Source organism: Streptomyces sp. NPDC090022 (genome assembly GCF_044748145.1).
Lineage (GTDB): Bacteria > Actinomycetota > Actinomycetes > Streptomycetales > Streptomycetaceae > Streptomyces.
The window spans coordinates 74,606-91,588 of record NZ_JBIVFN010000028.1; the positions used below are offsets into that span (position 1 = coordinate 74,606).

At 73.7% G+C, this 16,983-nt stretch carries 16 protein-coding genes; 8 read left to right on the forward strand and 8 right to left on the reverse strand.

The window, feature by feature from the left end; translation table 11 throughout:
- Positions 1-3: 3 nt before the first annotated feature.
- The 4 genes from ACIPXB_RS32000 to ACIPXB_RS32015 all read right to left on the reverse strand — a co-directional run bounded on the left by ACIPXB_RS32000 (position 4) and on the right by ACIPXB_RS32015 (position 4,279).
- A complete protein-coding gene (locus ACIPXB_RS32000) occupies positions 4-960 on the reverse strand; it encodes a cytochrome c oxidase assembly protein (protein WP_401455583.1) in 957 nt (318 codons plus the stop codon).
- A gap of 91 nt (positions 961-1,051) precedes the next feature.
- Entirely contained in the window at positions 1,052-2,077 is a 1,026-nt protein-coding gene (locus ACIPXB_RS32005) for a 6-phosphofructokinase (RefSeq protein ID WP_401455584.1), read from the reverse strand.
- A 214-nt stretch (positions 2,078-2,291) separates the two neighbouring features.
- Positions 2,292-3,020 (reverse strand): type 1 glutamine amidotransferase, encoded by a 729-nt coding sequence (locus tag ACIPXB_RS32010; RefSeq protein WP_401455586.1) that lies wholly within the window; start codon positions 3,018-3,020, stop codon positions 2,292-2,294.
- 20 nt (positions 3,021-3,040) lie between these two features.
- Entirely contained in the window at positions 3,041-4,279 is a 1,239-nt protein-coding gene (locus ACIPXB_RS32015; protein WP_401455589.1) for a MurT ligase domain-containing protein, read from the reverse strand.
- Between the two features lie 115 nt (positions 4,280-4,394).
- On the opposite strand from ACIPXB_RS32015, the gene def reads away from it, so the two are divergent.
- Positions 4,395-4,934, forward strand: a complete 540-nt coding sequence (gene def, locus ACIPXB_RS32020) for a peptide deformylase (protein ID WP_401455591.1) — start codon at positions 4,395-4,397, stop codon at positions 4,932-4,934.
- 54 nt (positions 4,935-4,988) lie between these two features.
- Here the strand turns inward: def and ACIPXB_RS32025 are convergent, their stop codons facing one another.
- Positions 4,989-5,633, reverse strand: a complete 645-nt coding sequence (locus ACIPXB_RS32025) for a TetR family transcriptional regulator (RefSeq protein WP_401455613.1) — start codon at positions 5,631-5,633, stop codon at positions 4,989-4,991.
- A 189-nt stretch (positions 5,634-5,822) separates the two neighbouring features.
- Between ACIPXB_RS32025 and ACIPXB_RS32030 the strand changes: the two genes are divergently transcribed.
- Positions 5,823-7,055, forward strand: a complete 1,233-nt coding sequence (locus ACIPXB_RS32030) for an acyl-CoA dehydrogenase family protein (RefSeq protein ID WP_401455593.1) — start codon at positions 5,823-5,825, stop codon at positions 7,053-7,055.
- Positions 7,056-7,059: 4 nt separating this feature from the next.
- Here the strand turns inward: ACIPXB_RS32030 and ACIPXB_RS32035 are convergent, their stop codons facing one another.
- The gene (locus ACIPXB_RS32035) at positions 7,060-7,494 is read right to left on the reverse strand and encodes an SRPBCC family protein (RefSeq protein ID WP_401455595.1); all 435 of its coding nucleotides are present in this window, start codon (positions 7,492-7,494) and stop codon (positions 7,060-7,062) included.
- A 156-nt stretch (positions 7,495-7,650) separates the two neighbouring features.
- Between ACIPXB_RS32035 and ACIPXB_RS32040 the strand changes: the two genes are divergently transcribed.
- Positions 7,651-7,842 carry a DUF5999 family protein gene (locus ACIPXB_RS32040; RefSeq protein WP_401455596.1) on the forward strand — a complete coding sequence of 64 codons (192 nt, stop codon included), beginning with the start codon at positions 7,651-7,653 and terminating at the stop codon, positions 7,840-7,842.
- 227 nt (positions 7,843-8,069) lie between these two features.
- On the opposite strand, the gene ACIPXB_RS32045 is transcribed toward ACIPXB_RS32040, so the two are convergent.
- Entirely contained in the window at positions 8,070-10,091 is a 2,022-nt protein-coding gene (locus ACIPXB_RS32045) for an ATP-binding protein (RefSeq protein WP_401455598.1), read from the reverse strand.
- A gap of 159 nt (positions 10,092-10,250) precedes the next feature.
- The gene (locus ACIPXB_RS32050; protein WP_401455600.1) at positions 10,251-11,261 is read right to left on the reverse strand and encodes a fibronectin type III domain-containing protein; all 1,011 of its coding nucleotides are present in this window, start codon (positions 11,259-11,261) and stop codon (positions 10,251-10,253) included.
- 213 nt (positions 11,262-11,474) lie between these two features.
- Here ACIPXB_RS32050 and ACIPXB_RS32055 point away from each other — a divergent pair, with 213 nt between their 5' ends.
- The 5 genes from ACIPXB_RS32055 (at position 11,475) to ACIPXB_RS32075 (ending at position 16,733) form a co-directional block, all read left to right on the forward strand.
- On the forward strand, positions 11,475-13,076 hold the full coding sequence (locus ACIPXB_RS32055; RefSeq protein WP_401455602.1) for an ABC transporter substrate-binding protein: 1,602 nt from the start codon (positions 11,475-11,477) through the stop codon (positions 13,074-13,076).
- Between the two features lie 143 nt (positions 13,077-13,219).
- Entirely contained in the window at positions 13,220-14,185 is a 966-nt protein-coding gene (locus tag ACIPXB_RS32060; protein ID WP_401455614.1) for an ABC transporter permease, read from the forward strand.
- On the forward strand, positions 14,178-15,131 hold the full coding sequence (locus tag ACIPXB_RS32065) for an ABC transporter permease (RefSeq protein ID WP_401455604.1): 954 nt from the start codon (positions 14,178-14,180) through the stop codon (positions 15,129-15,131). Before ACIPXB_RS32060 ends, ACIPXB_RS32065 begins: the two co-directional genes overlap by 8 nt.
- A gap of 44 nt (positions 15,132-15,175) precedes the next feature.
- Complete coding sequence (locus ACIPXB_RS32070) at positions 15,176-16,081, forward strand: oligopeptide/dipeptide ABC transporter ATP-binding protein (RefSeq protein WP_401455616.1); 906 nt, start codon at positions 15,176-15,178, stop codon at positions 16,079-16,081.
- Positions 16,074-16,733 carry an ABC transporter ATP-binding protein gene (locus tag ACIPXB_RS32075; RefSeq protein ID WP_401455606.1) on the forward strand — a complete coding sequence of 220 codons (660 nt, stop codon included), beginning with the start codon at positions 16,074-16,076 and terminating at the stop codon, positions 16,731-16,733. The genes ACIPXB_RS32070 and ACIPXB_RS32075 overlap by 8 nt, the downstream gene beginning before the upstream one ends.
- The last annotated feature ends 250 nt before the right edge of the window (positions 16,734-16,983 follow it).

Sequence of the window (16,983 nt, forward strand, 5' to 3'; positions counted from 1 at the left end):
GCGCTACTGGCCACGCGCTTGGAGCGAGGCCAGATACGCGTTGTACGCCTCCAGCTCCTTGTCCCCGTCACGGTCGGCGGCCCGGTCGGCGCGCTTCGCGGCCCGCTGCTCCGAGTGGTACCACTGGAAGATCAGCGCGATCAGCACCAGCACCGAGGGGATCTCGCTGAACGCCCACGCGATGCCGCCCGCCCACTGCTGGTCCTCCAGGGCGTCGATCCCGAGCGACGCGGGCGGGTTCGCGTACGTGGAGATCATCGGCTCGCTGCCCATCATCAGCGCGATGCCGAAGAAGGCGTGGAACGGCATGCCCGCGAACAGCTCCAGCATCCGCATGACGTAGCCGGGCCGGTGCGGGCCGGGGTCCACGCCCATGATCGGCCAGAAGAAGATCAGGCCGACCGCGAGGAAGTGGACCATCATGCCGATGTGGCCGGCCTTGCTGCCCATCAGCGTGTCGAACAGCGGCGTGAAGTACAGGGCGTACAGGCTGGCGATGAACATCGGGATCGTGAAGACCGGATGAGTGATCACCCGCATGTAGCGGCTGTGCAGCAGCATCAGCAGCAGTTCGCGCGGACCCTTGTGGCCGCGCGCGGCCGGCGGCAGCGCCCGCAGCGCCAGGGTCACCGGGGCGCCGAGCAGCAGCAGGATCGGCGAGAGCATGCTGATCACCATGTGCTGCACCATGTGGACGCTGAACATGACCATGCCGTAGTCGTTCAGCTTGGTGCACATCACCAGGGCGATGGTCAGGACGCCGGAGACGAACGCGACGGTCCGGCCCAGCGGCCAGGAGTCGCCGCGCCGGCGCAGCCGCAGCACGCCCCAGGCGTAGAGCGCGAGGCCGATCAGCGAGCCGAACAGGAAGAAGGCGTCGAAGGAGAACTCCAGCCCGCGTCCGAGAGTGAACGGCGGCAGGTCCATCTCCATGTCCATGCCGTGCCCGCTGTGATCCATCTGTTCACTCCCTTGACCGTGATGCCCCCCTACAGTAATGGGGCCCCCGAGCGTGATCGCGCTCGGGGGCCGTACCGAAGAGGGGCGAAGGTCACAGAACGTTCTGCGCCTCGGCGTACCGCTCGGCGGGGACCGTCTTCAGGCTCTGCACCGCGTCGGCGAGCGGCACCATCTCGATCTCCGTGCCGCGCAGCGCGGTCAGCATGCCGAACTCGCCCCGGTGCGCGGCCTCCACCGCGTGCCAGCCGAAGCGGGTGGCGAGCACCCGGTCGTACGCCGTCGGGGTGCCGCCGCGCTGGACGTGGCCGAGGATGACCGGGCGGGCCTCCTTGCCCAGGCGGGCCTCCAGCTCGACGGCGAGCCGGTTGCCGATGCCGACGAAGCGCTCGTGGCCGTACATGTCCTTGCCGCCCTCCTCCAGGTCCATCGACCCGGGGCGCGGCTTGGCGCCCTCGGCGACCACGACGATGGCGAAGCGCTTGCCGGCGGAGAACCGCTCGCCGACGATCGCCGTGAGCTCGTCGATGTCGAACGGGCGCTCCGGTACGACGATGGCGTGGGCGCCGGCGGCCATGCCCGAGTGCAGGGCGATCCAGCCGGTGTGCCGGCCCATGACCTCGACGACCATCACGCGCTGGTGCGACTCGGCGGTGGTCTTGAGCCGGTCCAGGGCCTCGGTGGCCACGCCGACGGCGGTGTCGAACCCGAAGGTGACATCGGTGGACGCGATGTCGTTGTCGATGGTCTTGGGCACGCCCACGATCGGCAGGCCGCCCTGGGAGAGGAGGTTCGCCGCCTTCAGGGTGCCCTCGCCGCCGATCGGGATGATGGCGTCCAGGCCGAGGTCGGCGACGTGGCCGCGGGCCCGCTCCACACCGTCGCGCAGGTGCGCGGGCTGGACCCGGGAGGAGCCGAGGATGGTGCCGCCGCGGGCCAGGATGCCGGCCACGGCGTCCAGGTCCAGCTTGCGGTAGTCGCACTCCAGCAGGCCCTTCCACCCGTCGTGGAAGCCGATGACCTCGTCACCGTGGTCGACGACGGCGCGGTGCACGACGGAACGGATGACGGCATTGAGGCCGGGGCAGTCGCCGCCGGAAGTGAGCACACCAATGCGCATGGCAGGAGGACCTTTGCAACGTGGGCCGACGACCGGACCACGTCGTCCGGTTGGAACTACCCGCCACCCTACAAGCGGATCGGCGCTGGACTGAACCATCCTCCACAGAGTGGACGCACCGGTCGTACGAAATGACCGCGGCCCGGATCCCCCAGGGGAATCCGGGCCGTACGGCGGGTGACCACACGGGTCCGCCGGCGGGTCCGCCGGCGCGCTACGCGGGCTGCGTGGCCGCCGAGATCCGCTCGGCGCGCAGCGCCTCGTACCACCGGTCGTCGGTCGGCGGCAGCGCGTTCACGTCGAGGGCCAGCTTCAGCAGCAGGTCCGCGATCTGCGGGTTGCGGGCCATCACGGGGCCGTGCATGTAGGTGCCGAACACCGTGTCGTTGTACGCGCCTTCGGTGCCGTCGCCGGTGCCGTTGCCGCGGCCCAGCCGGGTGCGGGCGAAGGGCCTGGCCGTCGGGCCGAGGTGCGTGACGCCCTGGTGGTTCTCGAACCCGGTCAGCTGGGGCAGGCCCAGGCGCGGGTCGATGTCGGCCAGGACGTCACCGACGCACCGCTCGCCCTCGCCGCGCACGGTGACCACGTCGAGCAGGCCGAGACCCTGCTGGCGCTGGCCCATGTCGTTGACGAATTCGTTACCGAGGATCTGGTAGCCGGCGCACACGGAGAAGACGATCGCCCCGTTGGAGACGGCGCGCTCCAGGCCGCCGTCGCGCAGCAGACGCTCGGCGGCCAGCCGCTGGGGCCGGTCCTCGCCGCCGCCGATCAGGTAGATGTCCCCGGAGGTGGGGATCGGCTGGTCGCTGCGGACGTCCACGCGCTGGACGTCCAGACCGCGCTGGCGGGCCCGGCGCTCGACCACCAGGGCGTTGCCCTGGTCTCCGTACGTGCTCAGCAGGTCCGGGTAGACCCACACCAGACGCAGGCTGTTGTCGCTCATGCTCTTGTCCTTAGGGGTTACTAGTTGCCGACGCGGCGGCGCACGTCCTGGAAGGCGGTGTAGTTGGCGATCAGCTCGATCTGCCCGGGCGGCGCCAGCTGCACGGCCTCGTCGAGGGTCTCGCAGACGCGGAAGTCCAGGCCCGCCACGTCCAGGCGGACGGCCAGGTCCAGCTTGCGGTCGCCGATCACGAAGATCGGGTGGCCGGCCAGGCGCGGGTAGTCCACGTCCCACAGCCAGGAGGTGTCCGTGCCGTCGGCGCCGCGCGCGTTGACCGACAGGATCACCGGCGCCGGCGGCGGGTCGATCAGCGAAAACGTTTCGAGCCAGCCCGCCGGGTTCTTCGCGAGCAGCAGGCGCAGCTCACGGCCCTGGAAGCCGACCACGTCGTAGCGGCCGGCCACGGCCTGCACCTGGTACATGCGCTCCAGCGCGACCTGCGGCGGCACCCCGAAGACCGCGGCGACCGCGGCCGAGGTGGCGGCGTTGGCCTTGTTGGCGCGGCCGGGCAGCTGCAGGTGGATCGGCCAGGCCGAGCCGTGCGGGTCGAGCACGTGGTCGCCCGAGAGCACCCAGCTCGGGGCCGGGCGGCGGAAGCCGCACTCGCCGCAGAACCAGTCGTCGCCCGGACGCTGCATCACACCGCCGCAGGAGGGGCACGACCAGGCGTCGTCCTTCCACTCCTGCCCGGCGGCCACCCACACCACGTTCTGCGAGGACGACGCCGACCACACGATCAGCGGGTCGTCGCAGTTGGCGATGATGACGGCCTTGGAGCCCGCCAGGCCCTCGCGCCACTTCTCCGCCAGCATGCGGGTCTCGGCGGCGCGGTCCAGCTGGTCGCGGGAGAGGTTCAGCAGCGCGATCGCCTTGGGCGTCACGTCGCGGGCCACCCCGGCCAGGTACTTCTCGTCGACCTCGATCACGCCGTACTTGGCGTCCGTACCGCCCGCGAGGGCGGACGTGATGCCGGCCGGCATGTTCGCGCCCAGCGCGTTGGAGACGACCGGTCCGCTCGCGCGCAGTGCCTCCGCGATCAGGCGGGTCGTCGTCGTCTTGCCGTTCGTCGCCGACACGAGGACGACATCGAGATGCTGCGCCAGCGCGCCGAGAAGATCGGGGTCGAGCTTGAGCGCGACCTTGCCCCCGATCACCGATCCGCTTCCGCGTCCCGCGGCCCGCGACACCGCCGCCGCGGCCTTCCCCGCCGTCACGGCCAGCTTGGCGCGCGGCGAAAGCGGCTCCGTGTTGCCTGCCATCGTCCCTGTTCCTCCTTGGGTCGGTCCCGGGCCCAGCCTATCCAGAACCCGTCGGCCGCCTGACCGCGGCGCCCGTCGAAAACCTCATACAGTCACCCGACGTACTCTTGCGGCCATGCGACAGCGCCCGATCCCCGGTACCTCAGGTCTCGTCCGCACCATGAGCCTGCTGGGCGATCCGGTGCTCCACTCGGCGTGCCGGGAGGTCACCGAGTTCGGGCCGGCCCTCGACCGGCTCATCGAGGACATGTTCGCCACGATGTACGCCGCCGAGGGCGTGGGGCTGGCCGCCAACCAGGTCGGCGTGGACCAGCGGGTGTTCGTCTACGACTGCCCCGACGACGAGGACGTGCGCCACCTCGGGCACATCGTCAACCCGCGCCTGGTCGAGGCCGACGGCATCGAGGCCCTCGGCCCCGAGGGCTGTCTGTCGCTGCCCGGCCTGGAGGCCGGCACGGCCCGGTTCGACCGCGCCGTGGTCGAGGGGGTCACCTCGGACGGCGCGCCCGTACGGATCGAGGGCACCGGGTTCTTCGCCCGCTGCCTCCAGCACGAGTGCGACCACCTCGACGGCACCGTGTACGCCGACCGCGTCACCGGGTTCCGGGCGAGGCGGCTGCGGCGGGCGATCCGCCGGGCGCCCTGGTCGTCGTAAGGGCGCACGCGCAGACACCTGGGGACGCCGAGGGGCGCCGGAGGTCCGCCGCCGTCAGAAGCCCGGGCCGTCGGCCCGGTTGCCCGCCGTCGCCAGCCGCCCCCACAGCAGGTCGGTGAGCCCGCCCACCAGCGCCGCCCGCCCGCACGGCCGCTCGCCCAGCCACCAGTCCCCGGCGGCGTGCATCATGCCGACGATCCCGTGGCCCCAGACCCGCGCCAGCTCCTCGCCGTCCGGACCCAGCTCCACGCGCTCGGCGATCACCTTGGCCAGCTCCTCGCCGAGCCGGCGCAGCAGCGGCGCCGAGTGCAGGCCGACGTCGAAGCCGCGCTCGGCGGCGTGGCTGTCCTCGGCCGGGTGCATCAGGAACCGGTAGACCTGCGGACGGGCCTCGATCGCGGCCAGGTAGGTGTCGAGGGTGGCCTCCACCCGGCGCCGCCGCTCGGCGGGCGCGTCCAGGGCCGCGCGCAGCGAGTCCAGCAGCGCGTCGGTGTGGCGGACGGCGAGGGCCTGGTAGAGGCCCGCCTTGTCGCCGAAGTGGCGGTAGAGGATGGGCTTGGTGATGCCCGCCTCGGCCGCGATGGCGTTCATGGACGCCTTCGGTCCGTCGCGCAGGACGACCCGGTCGGCCGCTTCGAGCAGCTCCCGCCGCCGGCGTTCGGCCGTTCCCTGCTGGTCGGTCTGCTGCGTGCTCTCCATGACGTGTATCTCCCCGCCCTTGCTGTGGTGCGTGACGCCCACGCAACGTAACACCCCGCACACCGCCACGATCGAATCCGGCGGGCGGCCGATCGGGACGATCAGGGGCATTGACAGTTCCTACTCATCGGTAACACACTGGCCCCCGCTGCTAGGGTTACCGTAGGTAACGTACATTGTGGAGGGGTCATGGCGGAATTCACCATGGAGCTGAGCGACGAACAGAAGGAGGTCAAGGAGTGGATCCACGGCTTCGCCGCCGACGTGATCCGCCCCGCGGCCGCCGAGTGGGACGAGCGCGAAGAGACCCCGTGGCCCGTCATCCAGGAAGCCGCCAAGGTCGGCATCTACTCCCTGGACTTCTACGCCCAGCAGTTCTTCGACCCCTCCGGCCTCGGCATCCCGATGGCCATGGAGGAGCTCTTCTGGGGTGACGCGGGCATCGCGCTGTCCATCGTGGGCACGGGCCTGGCCGCCATCGGCGTCGTCGCCAACGGCACCGAGGAGCAGATCGGCACCTGGATCCCCCAGATGTACGGCACCCCCGACGACGTGAAGGTCGCCGCCTTCTGCTCCTCCGAGCCGGACGCCGGCTCCGACGTCGGCGCCATGCGCACCCGCGCGGTCTACGACGAGGCCAAGGACGAGTGGGTCCTGAACGGCACGAAGACCTGGGCCACCAACGGCGGCATCGCCAACGTCCACATCGTCGTGGCCGTCGTCGACCCCGAGCTCGGCACCAAGGGCCACGCCTCCTTCATCGTGCCGCCGGGCACCGCCGGCCTCTCCCAGGGGCAGAAGTTCAAGAAGCACGGCATCCGCGCCTCGCACACCGCCGAGGTGGTGCTGGAGGACGTCCGGGTCCCCGGTTCCTGCCTCCTCGGCGGCAAGGAGAAGCTGGACGAGCGGCTCGCGCGGGCCCGTGAGCGGGCGAAGGCCGGTGGTGGCGGCGAGCGCGTGAAGAACGCCGCGATGGCCACCTTCGAGGCCTCCCGCCCGGCGGTCGGCGCCATGGCCGTCGGTACCGCGCGCGCCGCGTACGAGGTCGCGCTCGACTACGCGCGCACCCGGACGCAGTTCGGCCGCCCGATCATCGACAACCAGGGCGTGGCCTTCCAGCTCGCCGACATGCGGACCCAGATCGACGCGGCCCGGCTGCTGGTCTGGCGGGCCTCCTGGATGGCGAGCGCCGGACGGCCCTTCACCTCCGCCGAGGGCTCGATGTCGAAGCTCTACGCGAGCGAGATCGCCAAGAAGGTCACCGCCCAGGCGGTCCAGATCCTCGGCGGCAACGGCTTCACCCGCGAGTACCCGGTCGAGCGCATGCACCGCGATGCCGCCATCTACACGATCTTCGAGGGCACCAGCGAGATCCAGCGGCTGGTGATCGCCCGCACCCTGTCCGGGATGCCGATCCGGTAGCCGTTCAGCGCAGCAGCCGGTCCAGGACCCTGGCGAAGAGCAGGTGGCCCGCGGCCGCCACGACGGGGTCGAGGACCCGGGGGAGGCCGCGCAGCCGCAGCTCCTCGCGCCAGAGCAGCCGCGATCCGCCGGCCGGGGCGGGGTGGACCTCCAGCTCCGCCCACCCCCGGACGGCCCGCCCGCGCTTGTCCAGCCGGACCAGCCCGCCGGCGTCCCCGGACGGCGGCCGCCAGAGGGTGACCTCCATCCGGTCGTCGACTGTGAGCCTTCCCACGCCCGTGCGTGCCGTGAAGACCGTCCCGGCGTGCGTGGGCGGCGCCGTTTCGATCACCGTCCGGGTGAACGGGACATATGCCCCATGGCGTTCCCAGTCCGTGAGCCGCCGCCAGGCCTCGTCCGGCGGAAGATCACTGCGGCGCACGATCCGGATGGCGGTCATGAACGGATCGTAACCGGGCGTGCGCACCCTGAACTGGACCTCGAATATGGGTTCCGCCCGGGGGACGTGATCGGCAATACTCCGAGCCATCGTGGATCGCGGTACCGACCGGATGACCACCGGCCCTCCGCCCCACACTGCGAGGAGGTGCGCCCCATGTGCTCCCACCAGCCCCCCTGCCCGTCCGCCGACAGCGCCGACCGTGAAGCGGCCGTCATCGTCGCCTCCCGTCCCGAACAGGGATGGAGCCTGCTCTGCAACGGGGCCGTGGTCTTCGACGACACCGGCGAACTGCTGCCCGACGGCCGTACGGTGGACCCCCACCGGCCCGTCCCGGCCCTGGTCTGATCGGGGGCGGCCGATGCGCCAGCAGATGATCCGCAAGCCCGTGCCGAAGCCGGCCCCGAGGGATCTGGACCTGCGTACCCCGTCGGGCAGACCCCTCCCGTACTGACGGGAGCCCCCGACCCCACCGCGGCACGAGCGGTACCGGCAAGGGGGCCGGCCGCCGTGTCCCGCGCGCTCCGTGCGGTCGCGGCAGCCGCGCCCGCTCAGCCGGTGGGCGCCGCGCCCGCTCAGCCGGTGGGCGCCGCCGCGCCGCCGCGGAAGGCGCTCTCGTACGCCTCGTCCCCGATCATGGCCCGGGCCCGGCGTTCGCCCTCGTTCCGCACGTCCGCCAGGGACGGGGAGCCCATCTGCGGCCGCCCGACGGTGCGCCACCAGGCGTGCCCCGTGCCCAGCAGCCGCGCCGCGAGCTCGCCGTCGCCGAGCGCCGCCGTCGCGGCCGCCAGCAGGTCCAGGCCCAGCGCGATCCCGAACCGGTCGCCCAGCAGCCGCTTGCCCGAGAGCATCGCCCGGACGTGCCGGGCCGCCTCCCCGTACTGCCCCAGCCGCAGCGCGGCCACCGCCAGCACGTAGTCCGCGTACGCCCGCAGCCAGCGCTCGCCCAGCGCCGCGCACACCTCGCGCAGCCCCCGCGCCTCCGCGGCCGCCTCCTCGTACCGGCCGAGGACGCACAGCGCGTACCCGGTGGACAGCCGGCACAGCAGCCACCCCGGACCGGTGGGCGGCCCCCCGTGGCTTGTGCGCGCCGCGGGGCCCGCGAGCCCCAGCGCCCGCACCGGATCGCCGGGCATCAGCACCGCCACCGACGTCAGGTAGGCCGCCCGCAGCTCCCGCTCCGGGTCCGCGAGCTGGTCCGCGGCCCGGGTGCACAGCCGGCCCCACGCCAGGGCCTCCGTCAGCTCCCCGCGCAGCAGGCAGGTCAGGCCGAGCGCCCACAGCGCCTGCGTGTACGCGGCCCCCGTCCGCGGGCCGGCCCGCAGCGCCCGCTCCAGGAAGGCCTTGCCCTCGTGCCCGTGCCCGCAGGCGAACCAGAAGAACCACAGGGAGCCGGCCATCTCCAGGGCCGCCACCGGGTCGGTGCCCAGCAGGTGTTCCAGCGCGGTGCGCAGCTGCGTGTGGTCGGCGGCCATCCGGCGGGACCAGTCCAGCTGCTGCGGGCCCAGCCAGCCCTCGTCGCCGGCGCGGGCCAGCGCCGCGTACCAGTGGGCGTGCCGGTCGGTGACCGTGCCGACCTCGTCCAGCTCGGTCAGCCACCCGTGGCCGTACTCGCAGATGGTGTCCAGCATGCGGTAGCGCGGTCCCGCCCCGCGCTCCTCGGTGCACCGGACCACGGACTTGGCCACCAGGCCCGCCAGGACCCGCTCCACCCGGGACGCGGGCAGCGGGCCGCCCGAGCAGACGGCGCGGGCGGCGGCCAGGTCGAAGTCCCCGGCGAACACCGACAGCCGGGCCCACAGCAGCCGTTCCAGCGGCTCGCACAGTTCGTGGCTCCAGCCGATCGCCGTCCGCAGGGTCCGGTGGCGCGGCAGCAGCGCACTGCGGGTGTCGCACAGGAGCTCGAAGCGGGTGTCGACCCGCTCGGCCAGCTGTTCCAGCGGCCACCGCCGCATCCGGGCGCCGGCCAGTTCCAGGGCGAGCGGGATGCCGTCGAGACGCCGGCACAGCTCGGCGGCGACGGCGGTGCGGGCCGGGTCGCTGAAGGCGGCGACGGCGAGCGGGGTGGCGGTGAGGGCGCGGTCGCGGAAGAGGGCGAGGGCGTCGCTGTCGGGTCCGTCGGTGGGCAACGGGCGGACGTCGAGCAGGGTCTCGCCGGGGCAGCCGAGCGGTTCGCGAGAGGTGATCAGGACCGTCAGCCCGGGGGCCGACTGCAGCAGTTCGCCGACGAGGTGGCGGCAGGCGGCGACCAGGTGCTCGCAGGTGTCGAGGACGACCAGCAGCTCCTTGTCGGACAGCCAGGCGCACAGCTCCTCGTCGGGCGAGCGGGGGGAGTGCTCGGCCATGCCGAGGGCGTGGGCGACGGTCGCGGTGAGCAGGCCCGCGTCGCGCAGCGGCGAGAGGTCCACCCACCACACGCCGTCGCGCCGGGCCTGGCGCCGGTCGCGGACGGCGCGCAGGGCGAGCCGGCTCTTGCCGACGCCGCCCACTCCGGTGAGGGTGATGAGCCGCTGCTCGCGCAACAGCGTGTCGAGATGGCCGAGTTCGCGCTCCCGGCCGACGAAGCTCGCCATCTCCGGCGGCGGATTCCCCAGCACGGCGCCCGAGTCTGGCTCAGATTCACCGTCGATGTCACCGCTCCGACCGTAGTTGACCGAGTACTCACCGCACACGGAGGTATTCTGCGTGATCTTCGCGCCCGGGAGACCCGAACGGACAGATCCGTAGCCGTGTGTGGACAACGGGTCCGGTGGTCCTCAAGAGGTGAGCGTGACGGTGCGCTCGGCGGAGAAGGCCCCCCAGTTGCCGTCGGGCAGGCGGGCGCGCAGCTTCACCCGCCACACCGTACCGGCGGGCTCGGTCACCGTGAGGCGGTGCTCGGCCCGGCCGGCGGGCACCGCGCCCGCGCCGAACTGGATGACCGTGGTGGGGCGTCCGTCGACGAACAGCTCGTACTCGCTCGTGGCCCGTCCCACCTCGGGCGGGTCCCAGGCGAGGGTGACCGAGCCGGGGGCGGCGGTGGCCGTGAAACCGGCGGGTGCCGTGCCGGGGCCCCGGCCGTCGGCGGGCGGCGTGGTGACCTCCACCGGCGGGCCGTCCGGCGAGGAGTTGTCCGCCCCGTCCCGGGCCCGGACGGTGAAGGTGTAGACGGTGTCGGGCCGCAGCCCGGTCAGGAGGGTGGCGGTCTCGCTCCCGCCGGCCGTGTGGATCCGTACGCCGCCCTGGTACACGTCGTACGCCGTGACGGCCGTGTCGTCGGTGGCCGGGCCCCACGCCAGCCGGGCGGTACGGGGGCCCTCGGCCCGGCCCTCGGCGGTGGCCGGGGCGGTGGGCGCCGTGACGTCCTCGGGCCGGGCGGCCGGGGTGGTGGCGCTGACCGGGGCGCCGGACGCGGAAACGTTTCCGGCGGCGTCCCGGGCGCGTACCGAGAAGGCGTACGCGGTCTGCGGCGCGAGACCGGTGATGTCCACCATGGTCTTGTCGGCCGGCAGTTCCCGCACCAGGTCCTCGCCCTGGAACACCTGGTAGCCGGTGACCCCGTCGGCGGGGCCGGCCGCCTGCCACATCACGTGCACGCTGGTGGCGCTGCCCGCCTGGGCGGTCAGCCCGGCGGGGGCGGGCGGCGGCCGGGTGTCGGCGGGGGGAGCGCCGTCGCACCCGGTCAGGGCGAGCGGCGCGGCCAGGGCGGCCAGGGCCGCCGCGATCACGGCGGCGCGTCGCGCGGGGCGCGACGGCCCCGCGGACGGCGCGGGGCGCAGGGGTCCCACCAGCCCTCCCTCATAAAGGTCTAGACATATATGGCACGGGGTGCGGGTGCCGGACAAGACCCGTGGGGGAAGCCGGGCGGGACCCGGGGGAGAAGGGGTGGCGTGTGACCGGGTTCGTCGCTCTCTGACCCGGTCTGACATTATTGCGCGTCGTTCGCAACAGCGGATGGCCATAAGTACAGCGAAGACCAGCCATACAGGGATGTGCACAGCATGACGGCCCGGACCGTACGATCAGTGGCCGCGGCGACACTGGCCGCAGCACTCATCGCCGTCACGGCGGCCTGCTCGAACCCCGCCGGCGGGTCCGCCGCCGCGGACACCGCCGTCGTCGGGATCGCCAACGAGCCGGAGACCCTCAGCCCGCTGCTCGGCTACGGCAAGGACGGCAACTCCAAGATCTTCGACGGGCTGCTGACGCACGACGCGCAGATGCGGCTGCGGCCCGCGCTGGCGGTCGCCCTCCCCGAGGTCTCCGCGGACGGGCTGACCTACACCTACCGGCTGCGCCAGGGGGTGACCTTCAGCGACGGTCGGCCCTTCGGCGCCAAGGACGTGGTCTTCACCTACCGCACCATCCTCGACGCGAAGACGAACAACGCCTCCAAGACCGAGCTGGACGCGATCGCGGACGTGCGGGAACAGGGTCCGGACGCCGTCGTCTTCACGCTGAAGTACCCCTACGCGCCGTTCGCCGAGCGGACCGTGCTGCCGATCGCCCCCGAACACGTCGCGGGCCGGCAGGACGTCAACAGCGGCGACTTCACCACCCGGCCGGTGGGCACCGGTCCGTACGTCCTGACCGGCTGGTCCAAGGGGGAGAAGCTCAGCTTCGCCGCCAACCCCACCTACTGGGGCGGCGCGCCGGCGGTGAAGAAGTTCACCATGGCCGTCGTCAAGGACGACGACGTCCGCGCGACCCGGCTGCGCTCCGGCGAACTCGACGCCGCGATCCTGCCGCCGAACCTGGCCAAGGGGTTCGAGAAGGACGAGGGCCGCACGACGTACACCGCGAAGTCCTTCGACTACCGCAACGTCACCCTGCCGACGCACCACAACGTCACCGGTGACGTCGCGGTGCGCCGGGCGCTGGACCTCGCCGTGGACCGCGGGGCCATGGTCGACCGGCTGCTGGAGGGCGCGGGCAGGCCGGCGTACGGGCCCGTCCCCACCGACAGTCCCTGGTTCACCGCCGGTACCGAGCGCGCCCACGACCTGCCGCAGGCGCAGCGGATCCTGGACGAGGCGGGCTGGCGGCCCGGCGCCGACGGCATCCGGGAGAAGGACGGCGTCCGCGCCTCCTTCCCGCTCTGGTACACCTCCGGCGACAAGATCCGCCAGGACCACGCGCTCGCCTTCGCCTCCGACGCCAAGAAGGCCGGCATCGAGATCAAGGTCGAGGCCGGCACCTGGGAGGTCATCGAGCCGCGGATGAAGACCGACGCCGTCCTCGCGGGCGGCGGCTCCCCGGCCGACCCCGACTTCGACCAGTACCTGCTGCTCAAGGCCGCCCTCGGCGGCGACGGCTTCAACAACATGGCCCGGTACGACAATCCGGTCGTGGACGCCGCGCTGGAGGACGCCCGCCGCAGCGCCGACCCGGCGGCGCGCAAGGCGGCGTACAACACCGTCCAGCGCGAGCTGGTCAGGAACCCCGGCTACGTCTTCCTCACCCACATCGACCACCTGTACGTCGTCGGCGACCGGTGGACCGGCCCCGACGGCGGCCCCCTGACCACGCAGGTCGAGCCGCACGACCACGGTCTCGGTGCCGGCCCGTGGTGGAACGTGGAGAACTGGAAGCCGAAGCAGTGACGTTCCGCCCCGCGGCGTCCGGCAGTCCCGCGGCGTCCGGCAGTCCCGCGGCGTCCGGCAGCCGCGAGGCGGTGGCCGCCGCCGACGCGCCGGCCGCCGCCGACGCGCCCGGACGCCGTGGTGCCGCCCTGCCCTGGGGGCCGATGGCCCGGATGGCCGGGCGGCGCGCCCTGTTCGCCGGCCCCGTCCTGCTCGCCGTCACCTTCGGGGTCTTCGCGCTCGCCGCGCTGTCCCCCTTCGACCCGGTCAAGGCGTACGCCGGCACGGCCGGACTCACCGCCTCCGGGCGCGACCTCGACCAGCTGCGCGCCAACCTCGGCGTGGACCGGCCGCTGGTCGAACGCTGGTGGGACTGGCTGACCTCGGCCCTCACCGGCGACCTCGGCACCTCCGCCGTGATGCGCCAGCCGGTCGCCGACGTGATCACGGAGCGGCTGGGATGGTCGGTCCTGCTCGCCGCGACCGCGTTCGCCGCCGCCGTGCTGCTGGGCACGGCGCTCGGGGTGCTCGCCGCCCGCCGGCCGGGCGGCGGCCTGGACCGCGCGGTCTCGGGCCTCGCGTACACCCTGGAGGCCGCGCCGGCGTTCTGGCTGGGACTGCTGGCGATCTGGCTGTTCTCGGTGCGCCTGGGCGTACTGCCCTCGGGCGGACTCACCGACGCCGCCGGCGACACCGTCACCGCCGGCCAGGTGCTCACGCACCTGGTCCTGCCGGCGGCGGTCCTGGGCCTGTCCCAACTGCCCTGGTTCCACCTCTACGTACGCCAGGGCGTGGCCGACGCGCTGGCCGAGGACCCGGTGCGCGGCGCGCGCGCCCGAGGCCTCGCCGAACGCACGGTCCTGCTGGGCCACGGGCTGCGCGCGGGCATGCTGCCCGTGCTGACGCTGATCGGCTCGCGGGTCCCGGAGCTCATCACGGGCGCGCTGCTGGTCGAGACCGTCTTCAGCTGGCCCGGCATCGCCGCCGCCACCGTGCAGGCCGCGACCGCCGTGGACTTCCCGCTGCTGGCCGCGCTCACCGTGCTGGCCACGGCGGCGGTGCGGGTGGGCAACCTCCTCTCCGACCTGCTGTACGGGCTGGCGGACCCGAGGGTGGGCTTCGATGGCTGAGCCCACCGGGACCACGGCGACGACGACCGGGACCACAACGGACGGGAGCACGGCGACGGGCGGGACCACGGCTGCCGCAGGGCCCGGGATCGCCTGGCGGACGTACGGCCGGCCGGGCCGCTCGCCGCGCCGGCTGCGCATCGCGGCCTCGGCCGGCCTGATGGCGTGCCTGGTGCTGGCCGTGGTGCTGGTGCCGCCCCTGGTCCAGCTGGACCAGCAGGCCGTGGACCTGGCGGCCCGGCTGCGGCCGCCGTCGTGGGCGCACCCGTTCGGGACCGACGACATGGGCCGCGACCTGCTCCTGAGGTGCGTCTACGGCCTGCGGGTCTCGCTGCTCGTGGGCGTGGTGGCCGCGGTGGCCGCCACCGTCGTCGGCACGGCGGTGGGCGCGGCCGCGGCGGCGCTCGGCGGCTGGACCGACCGGCTGCTGATGCGCGTGGTCGACGCCTTCTCGTCCGTACCCCACCTGCTGCTGGGCGTCTTCGTCGTCGCGCTGTTCCGGCCGGGGGTATGGCCGGTGGTGGTGTCGGTGGCGCTGACCCACTGGCTGTCGACCGCCCGTATCGTGCGCGCCGAGGTGCTCTCGCTGCGGTCCCGGCCGTTCATCGACGCGGCCGTCTCGGGCGGCGCCTCGCGGTGGCGGATCGCCGTCCGGCACCTGGTGCCGGGGGTGCTCCCGCAGGCCGCGCTGGCCGCGGTGCTGATGATCCCGCACGCGATGTGGCACGAGTCGGCGCTGTCCTTCCTGGGCCTGGGCCTGCCCGCCCACCAGGCGAGCCTGGGCACCCTGGTGCAGGCCTCCCGCGGCTCCCTCCTCGCGGGCGACTGGTGGCCGGCCCTCTTCCCCGGGCTCCTGCTGGTCCTGCCCACCCTCGCGATCGCCGCCCTCGCCTCCGCGTGGCGCGACCGCCTCGATCCCCGCCGCCGCTCGGAGCTGACGCTGTGAACCCTCCCGTGCTCGACGTCGAGCGGCTGCACGTGCGGTTCCGGATGGGCCGCGGGGCGTACGTCGCCGCCGTCGGCGACGTCAGCTTCCGGCTCGGCGCCGGGGAGTGCCTGGCCCTCGTCGGCGAGAGCGGGTGCGGCAAGTCCGTGCTGGCCTCCGCGCTGCTCGGGCTGCTGCCCGCGAACGCCGAGACCGCCGGCCACGCCCGGCTCGCCGACGGCCTGGACCTGGTGACCGCCGACGAGCGCACGCTCGCCCGGACCGTCCGCGGCCGCCGGATCGGCCTCGTCCCGCAGAGCCCGGCCGCCCACCTCACCCCGGTCCGCACCGTCCGCGCCCACCTGGAGGAGACCGTCCGCGCCCTGGGCGAGGGCGGCACCCGCCGCGGGCGCGGGGACCGGCTGCGCGCCGCGGCCGAGGCGGCGGCCGAGCGGGCCGCGTTCCCCCGCACCCACCTCGACCACTACCCCCACCAGCTCTCCGGTGGCCTCGCCCAGCGCGCCGCCACCGCCCTCGCGCTCATCGGCGACGCCCCGCTCCTGCTCGCCGACGAGCCCACCACCGGCCTGGACCGCGACCTCGTCGAGCGCACCATCGACGAGCTGCGCGCCCACACCCGCGACGCCGGCCGGGCCCTGCTGCTCATCACGCACGACCTCGCGGCGGCCCAGCGCATCGCCGACACCGTCGCCGTCATGTACGCCGGCCGCCTGGTCGAGGTCGCCCCGGCCGACGCCTTCTTCGGCGGCCCCGGCCCCCGCCACCCCTACGCCCGCGGCCTCCTCGACGCCCTGCCCGAGCGGGCGTTCCGCCCCGTACCCGGGGTCCCGCCCGAACTCGGCGCCCTCCCGCCCGGCTGCGCCTTCGCCGCCCGCTGCGCCCGCGCGGACGCCACCTGCACCGCGCGGCTGCCCGCACTCACCGAGGGAGTGGCCTGCCACCATGCTTGAGCTGACGGACATCACCGCCGGTTACGACGGCACGCCCCCTGTCGTACGGGGCGCGAACCTCACCCTGCGCCCCGGCGAGGCCGTCGGCCTGCTCGGTCCCAGCGGCTGCGGCAAGTCCACCCTCGCCAAGGTCGCCGCCCTGCTGCACCGCCCCGACCGGGGCACCCTCACCCTCGACGGCACCCCCGTCACCGGCTACCGCCACCGCGCACCGCGCGCGCTGCGCACGGCCGTCGGCATCGTCTTCCAGCAGCCCCGGCTCTCCGCGGACCCCCGGCTGCGGCTGCGCGACCTGATCGCCGAACCCCTGCGGGCCACCGGGCGCCGCGCCGGCGCCGCCGCCACCGTGGGGGAGCTGGCCGAGCGGGTCGGGCTCGGCGCCGACCTGCTGGAGCGCCGCCCGCACGAGGTCAGCGACGGCCAGCTGCAACGCGCCTGCCTCGCCCGTGCGTTGGTCCTGCGGCCGCGCTGGCTGGTCTGTGACGAGATGACCGCGATGCTCGACGCCTCGACCACGGCCGCCCTGGTCGGCGTCGTCGAGGCCTACCGCGCCGAGACCGGCGCCGGACTCCTCGCGGTCGGCCACGACCCGGTCCTGCTGGCCCGCTGGTGCGACCGTACGACGCGCTGGAGCGAGATCGCCGAGGACTGACCGGCGCGACGGGGCCGGTACCGGTGCCCGTCCCCGTCACGGACCGTCAACACCCGTACGGCGGACACGTCATACGCCCGCCCGGCCCTCCCGCTGCGCCACCATGGCGCGGCAGAAGGAGGTACCGATGTTGACTCCTCCCCTCCCTGAAGGGTGGGGATTCCTAGCTCACTTCGCCTGACACCTAGCAGGTGGCAGGGCTTACAAGATCAGCACTAGCCGGGTTGAGACCAGCCCGGACGAGCATCAC

What these genes read in the sequence shown, in the direction of transcription:
- ACIPXB_RS32075 (WP_401455606.1), top strand. Translation starts at nt 16,074, where the DNA reads ATGCTTGAGCTGACGGACATCACCGCCGGTTACGACGGCACGCCCCCT.
- ACIPXB_RS32065 (WP_401455604.1), top strand. Translation starts at nt 14,178, where the DNA reads ATGGCTGAGCCCACCGGGACCACGGCGACGACGACCGGGACCACAACG.
- ACIPXB_RS32010 (WP_401455586.1), bottom strand. Translation starts at nt 3,020, where the DNA reads ATGAGCGACAACAGCCTGCGTCTGGTGTGGGTCTACCCGGACCTGCTG.
- ACIPXB_RS32000 (WP_401455583.1), bottom strand. Translation starts at nt 960, where the DNA reads ATGGATCACAGCGGGCACGGCATGGACATGGAGATGGACCTGCCGCCG.
- ACIPXB_RS32060 (WP_401455614.1), top strand. Translation starts at nt 13,220, where the DNA reads ATGGCCCGGATGGCCGGGCGGCGCGCCCTGTTCGCCGGCCCCGTCCTG.
- ACIPXB_RS32055 (WP_401455602.1), top strand. Translation starts at nt 11,475, where the DNA reads ATGACGGCCCGGACCGTACGATCAGTGGCCGCGGCGACACTGGCCGCA.
- ACIPXB_RS32015 (WP_401455589.1), bottom strand. Translation starts at nt 4,279, where the DNA reads ATGGCAGGCAACACGGAGCCGCTTTCGCCGCGCGCCAAGCTGGCCGTG.
- ACIPXB_RS32030 (WP_401455593.1), top strand. Translation starts at nt 5,823, where the DNA reads ATGGCGGAATTCACCATGGAGCTGAGCGACGAACAGAAGGAGGTCAAG.
- ACIPXB_RS32070 (WP_401455616.1), top strand. Translation starts at nt 15,176, where the DNA reads ATGGGCCGCGGGGCGTACGTCGCCGCCGTCGGCGACGTCAGCTTCCGG.
- def (WP_401455591.1), top strand. Translation starts at nt 4,395, where the DNA reads ATGCGACAGCGCCCGATCCCCGGTACCTCAGGTCTCGTCCGCACCATG.
- ACIPXB_RS32035 (WP_401455595.1), bottom strand. Translation starts at nt 7,494, where the DNA reads ATGACCGCCATCCGGATCGTGCGCCGCAGTGATCTTCCGCCGGACGAG.
- ACIPXB_RS32040 (WP_401455596.1), top strand. Translation starts at nt 7,651, where the DNA reads ATGTGCTCCCACCAGCCCCCCTGCCCGTCCGCCGACAGCGCCGACCGT.
- ACIPXB_RS32005 (WP_401455584.1), bottom strand. Translation starts at nt 2,077, where the DNA reads ATGCGCATTGGTGTGCTCACTTCCGGCGGCGACTGCCCCGGCCTCAAT.
- ACIPXB_RS32025 (WP_401455613.1), bottom strand. Translation starts at nt 5,633, where the DNA reads ATGGAGAGCACGCAGCAGACCGACCAGCAGGGAACGGCCGAACGCCGG.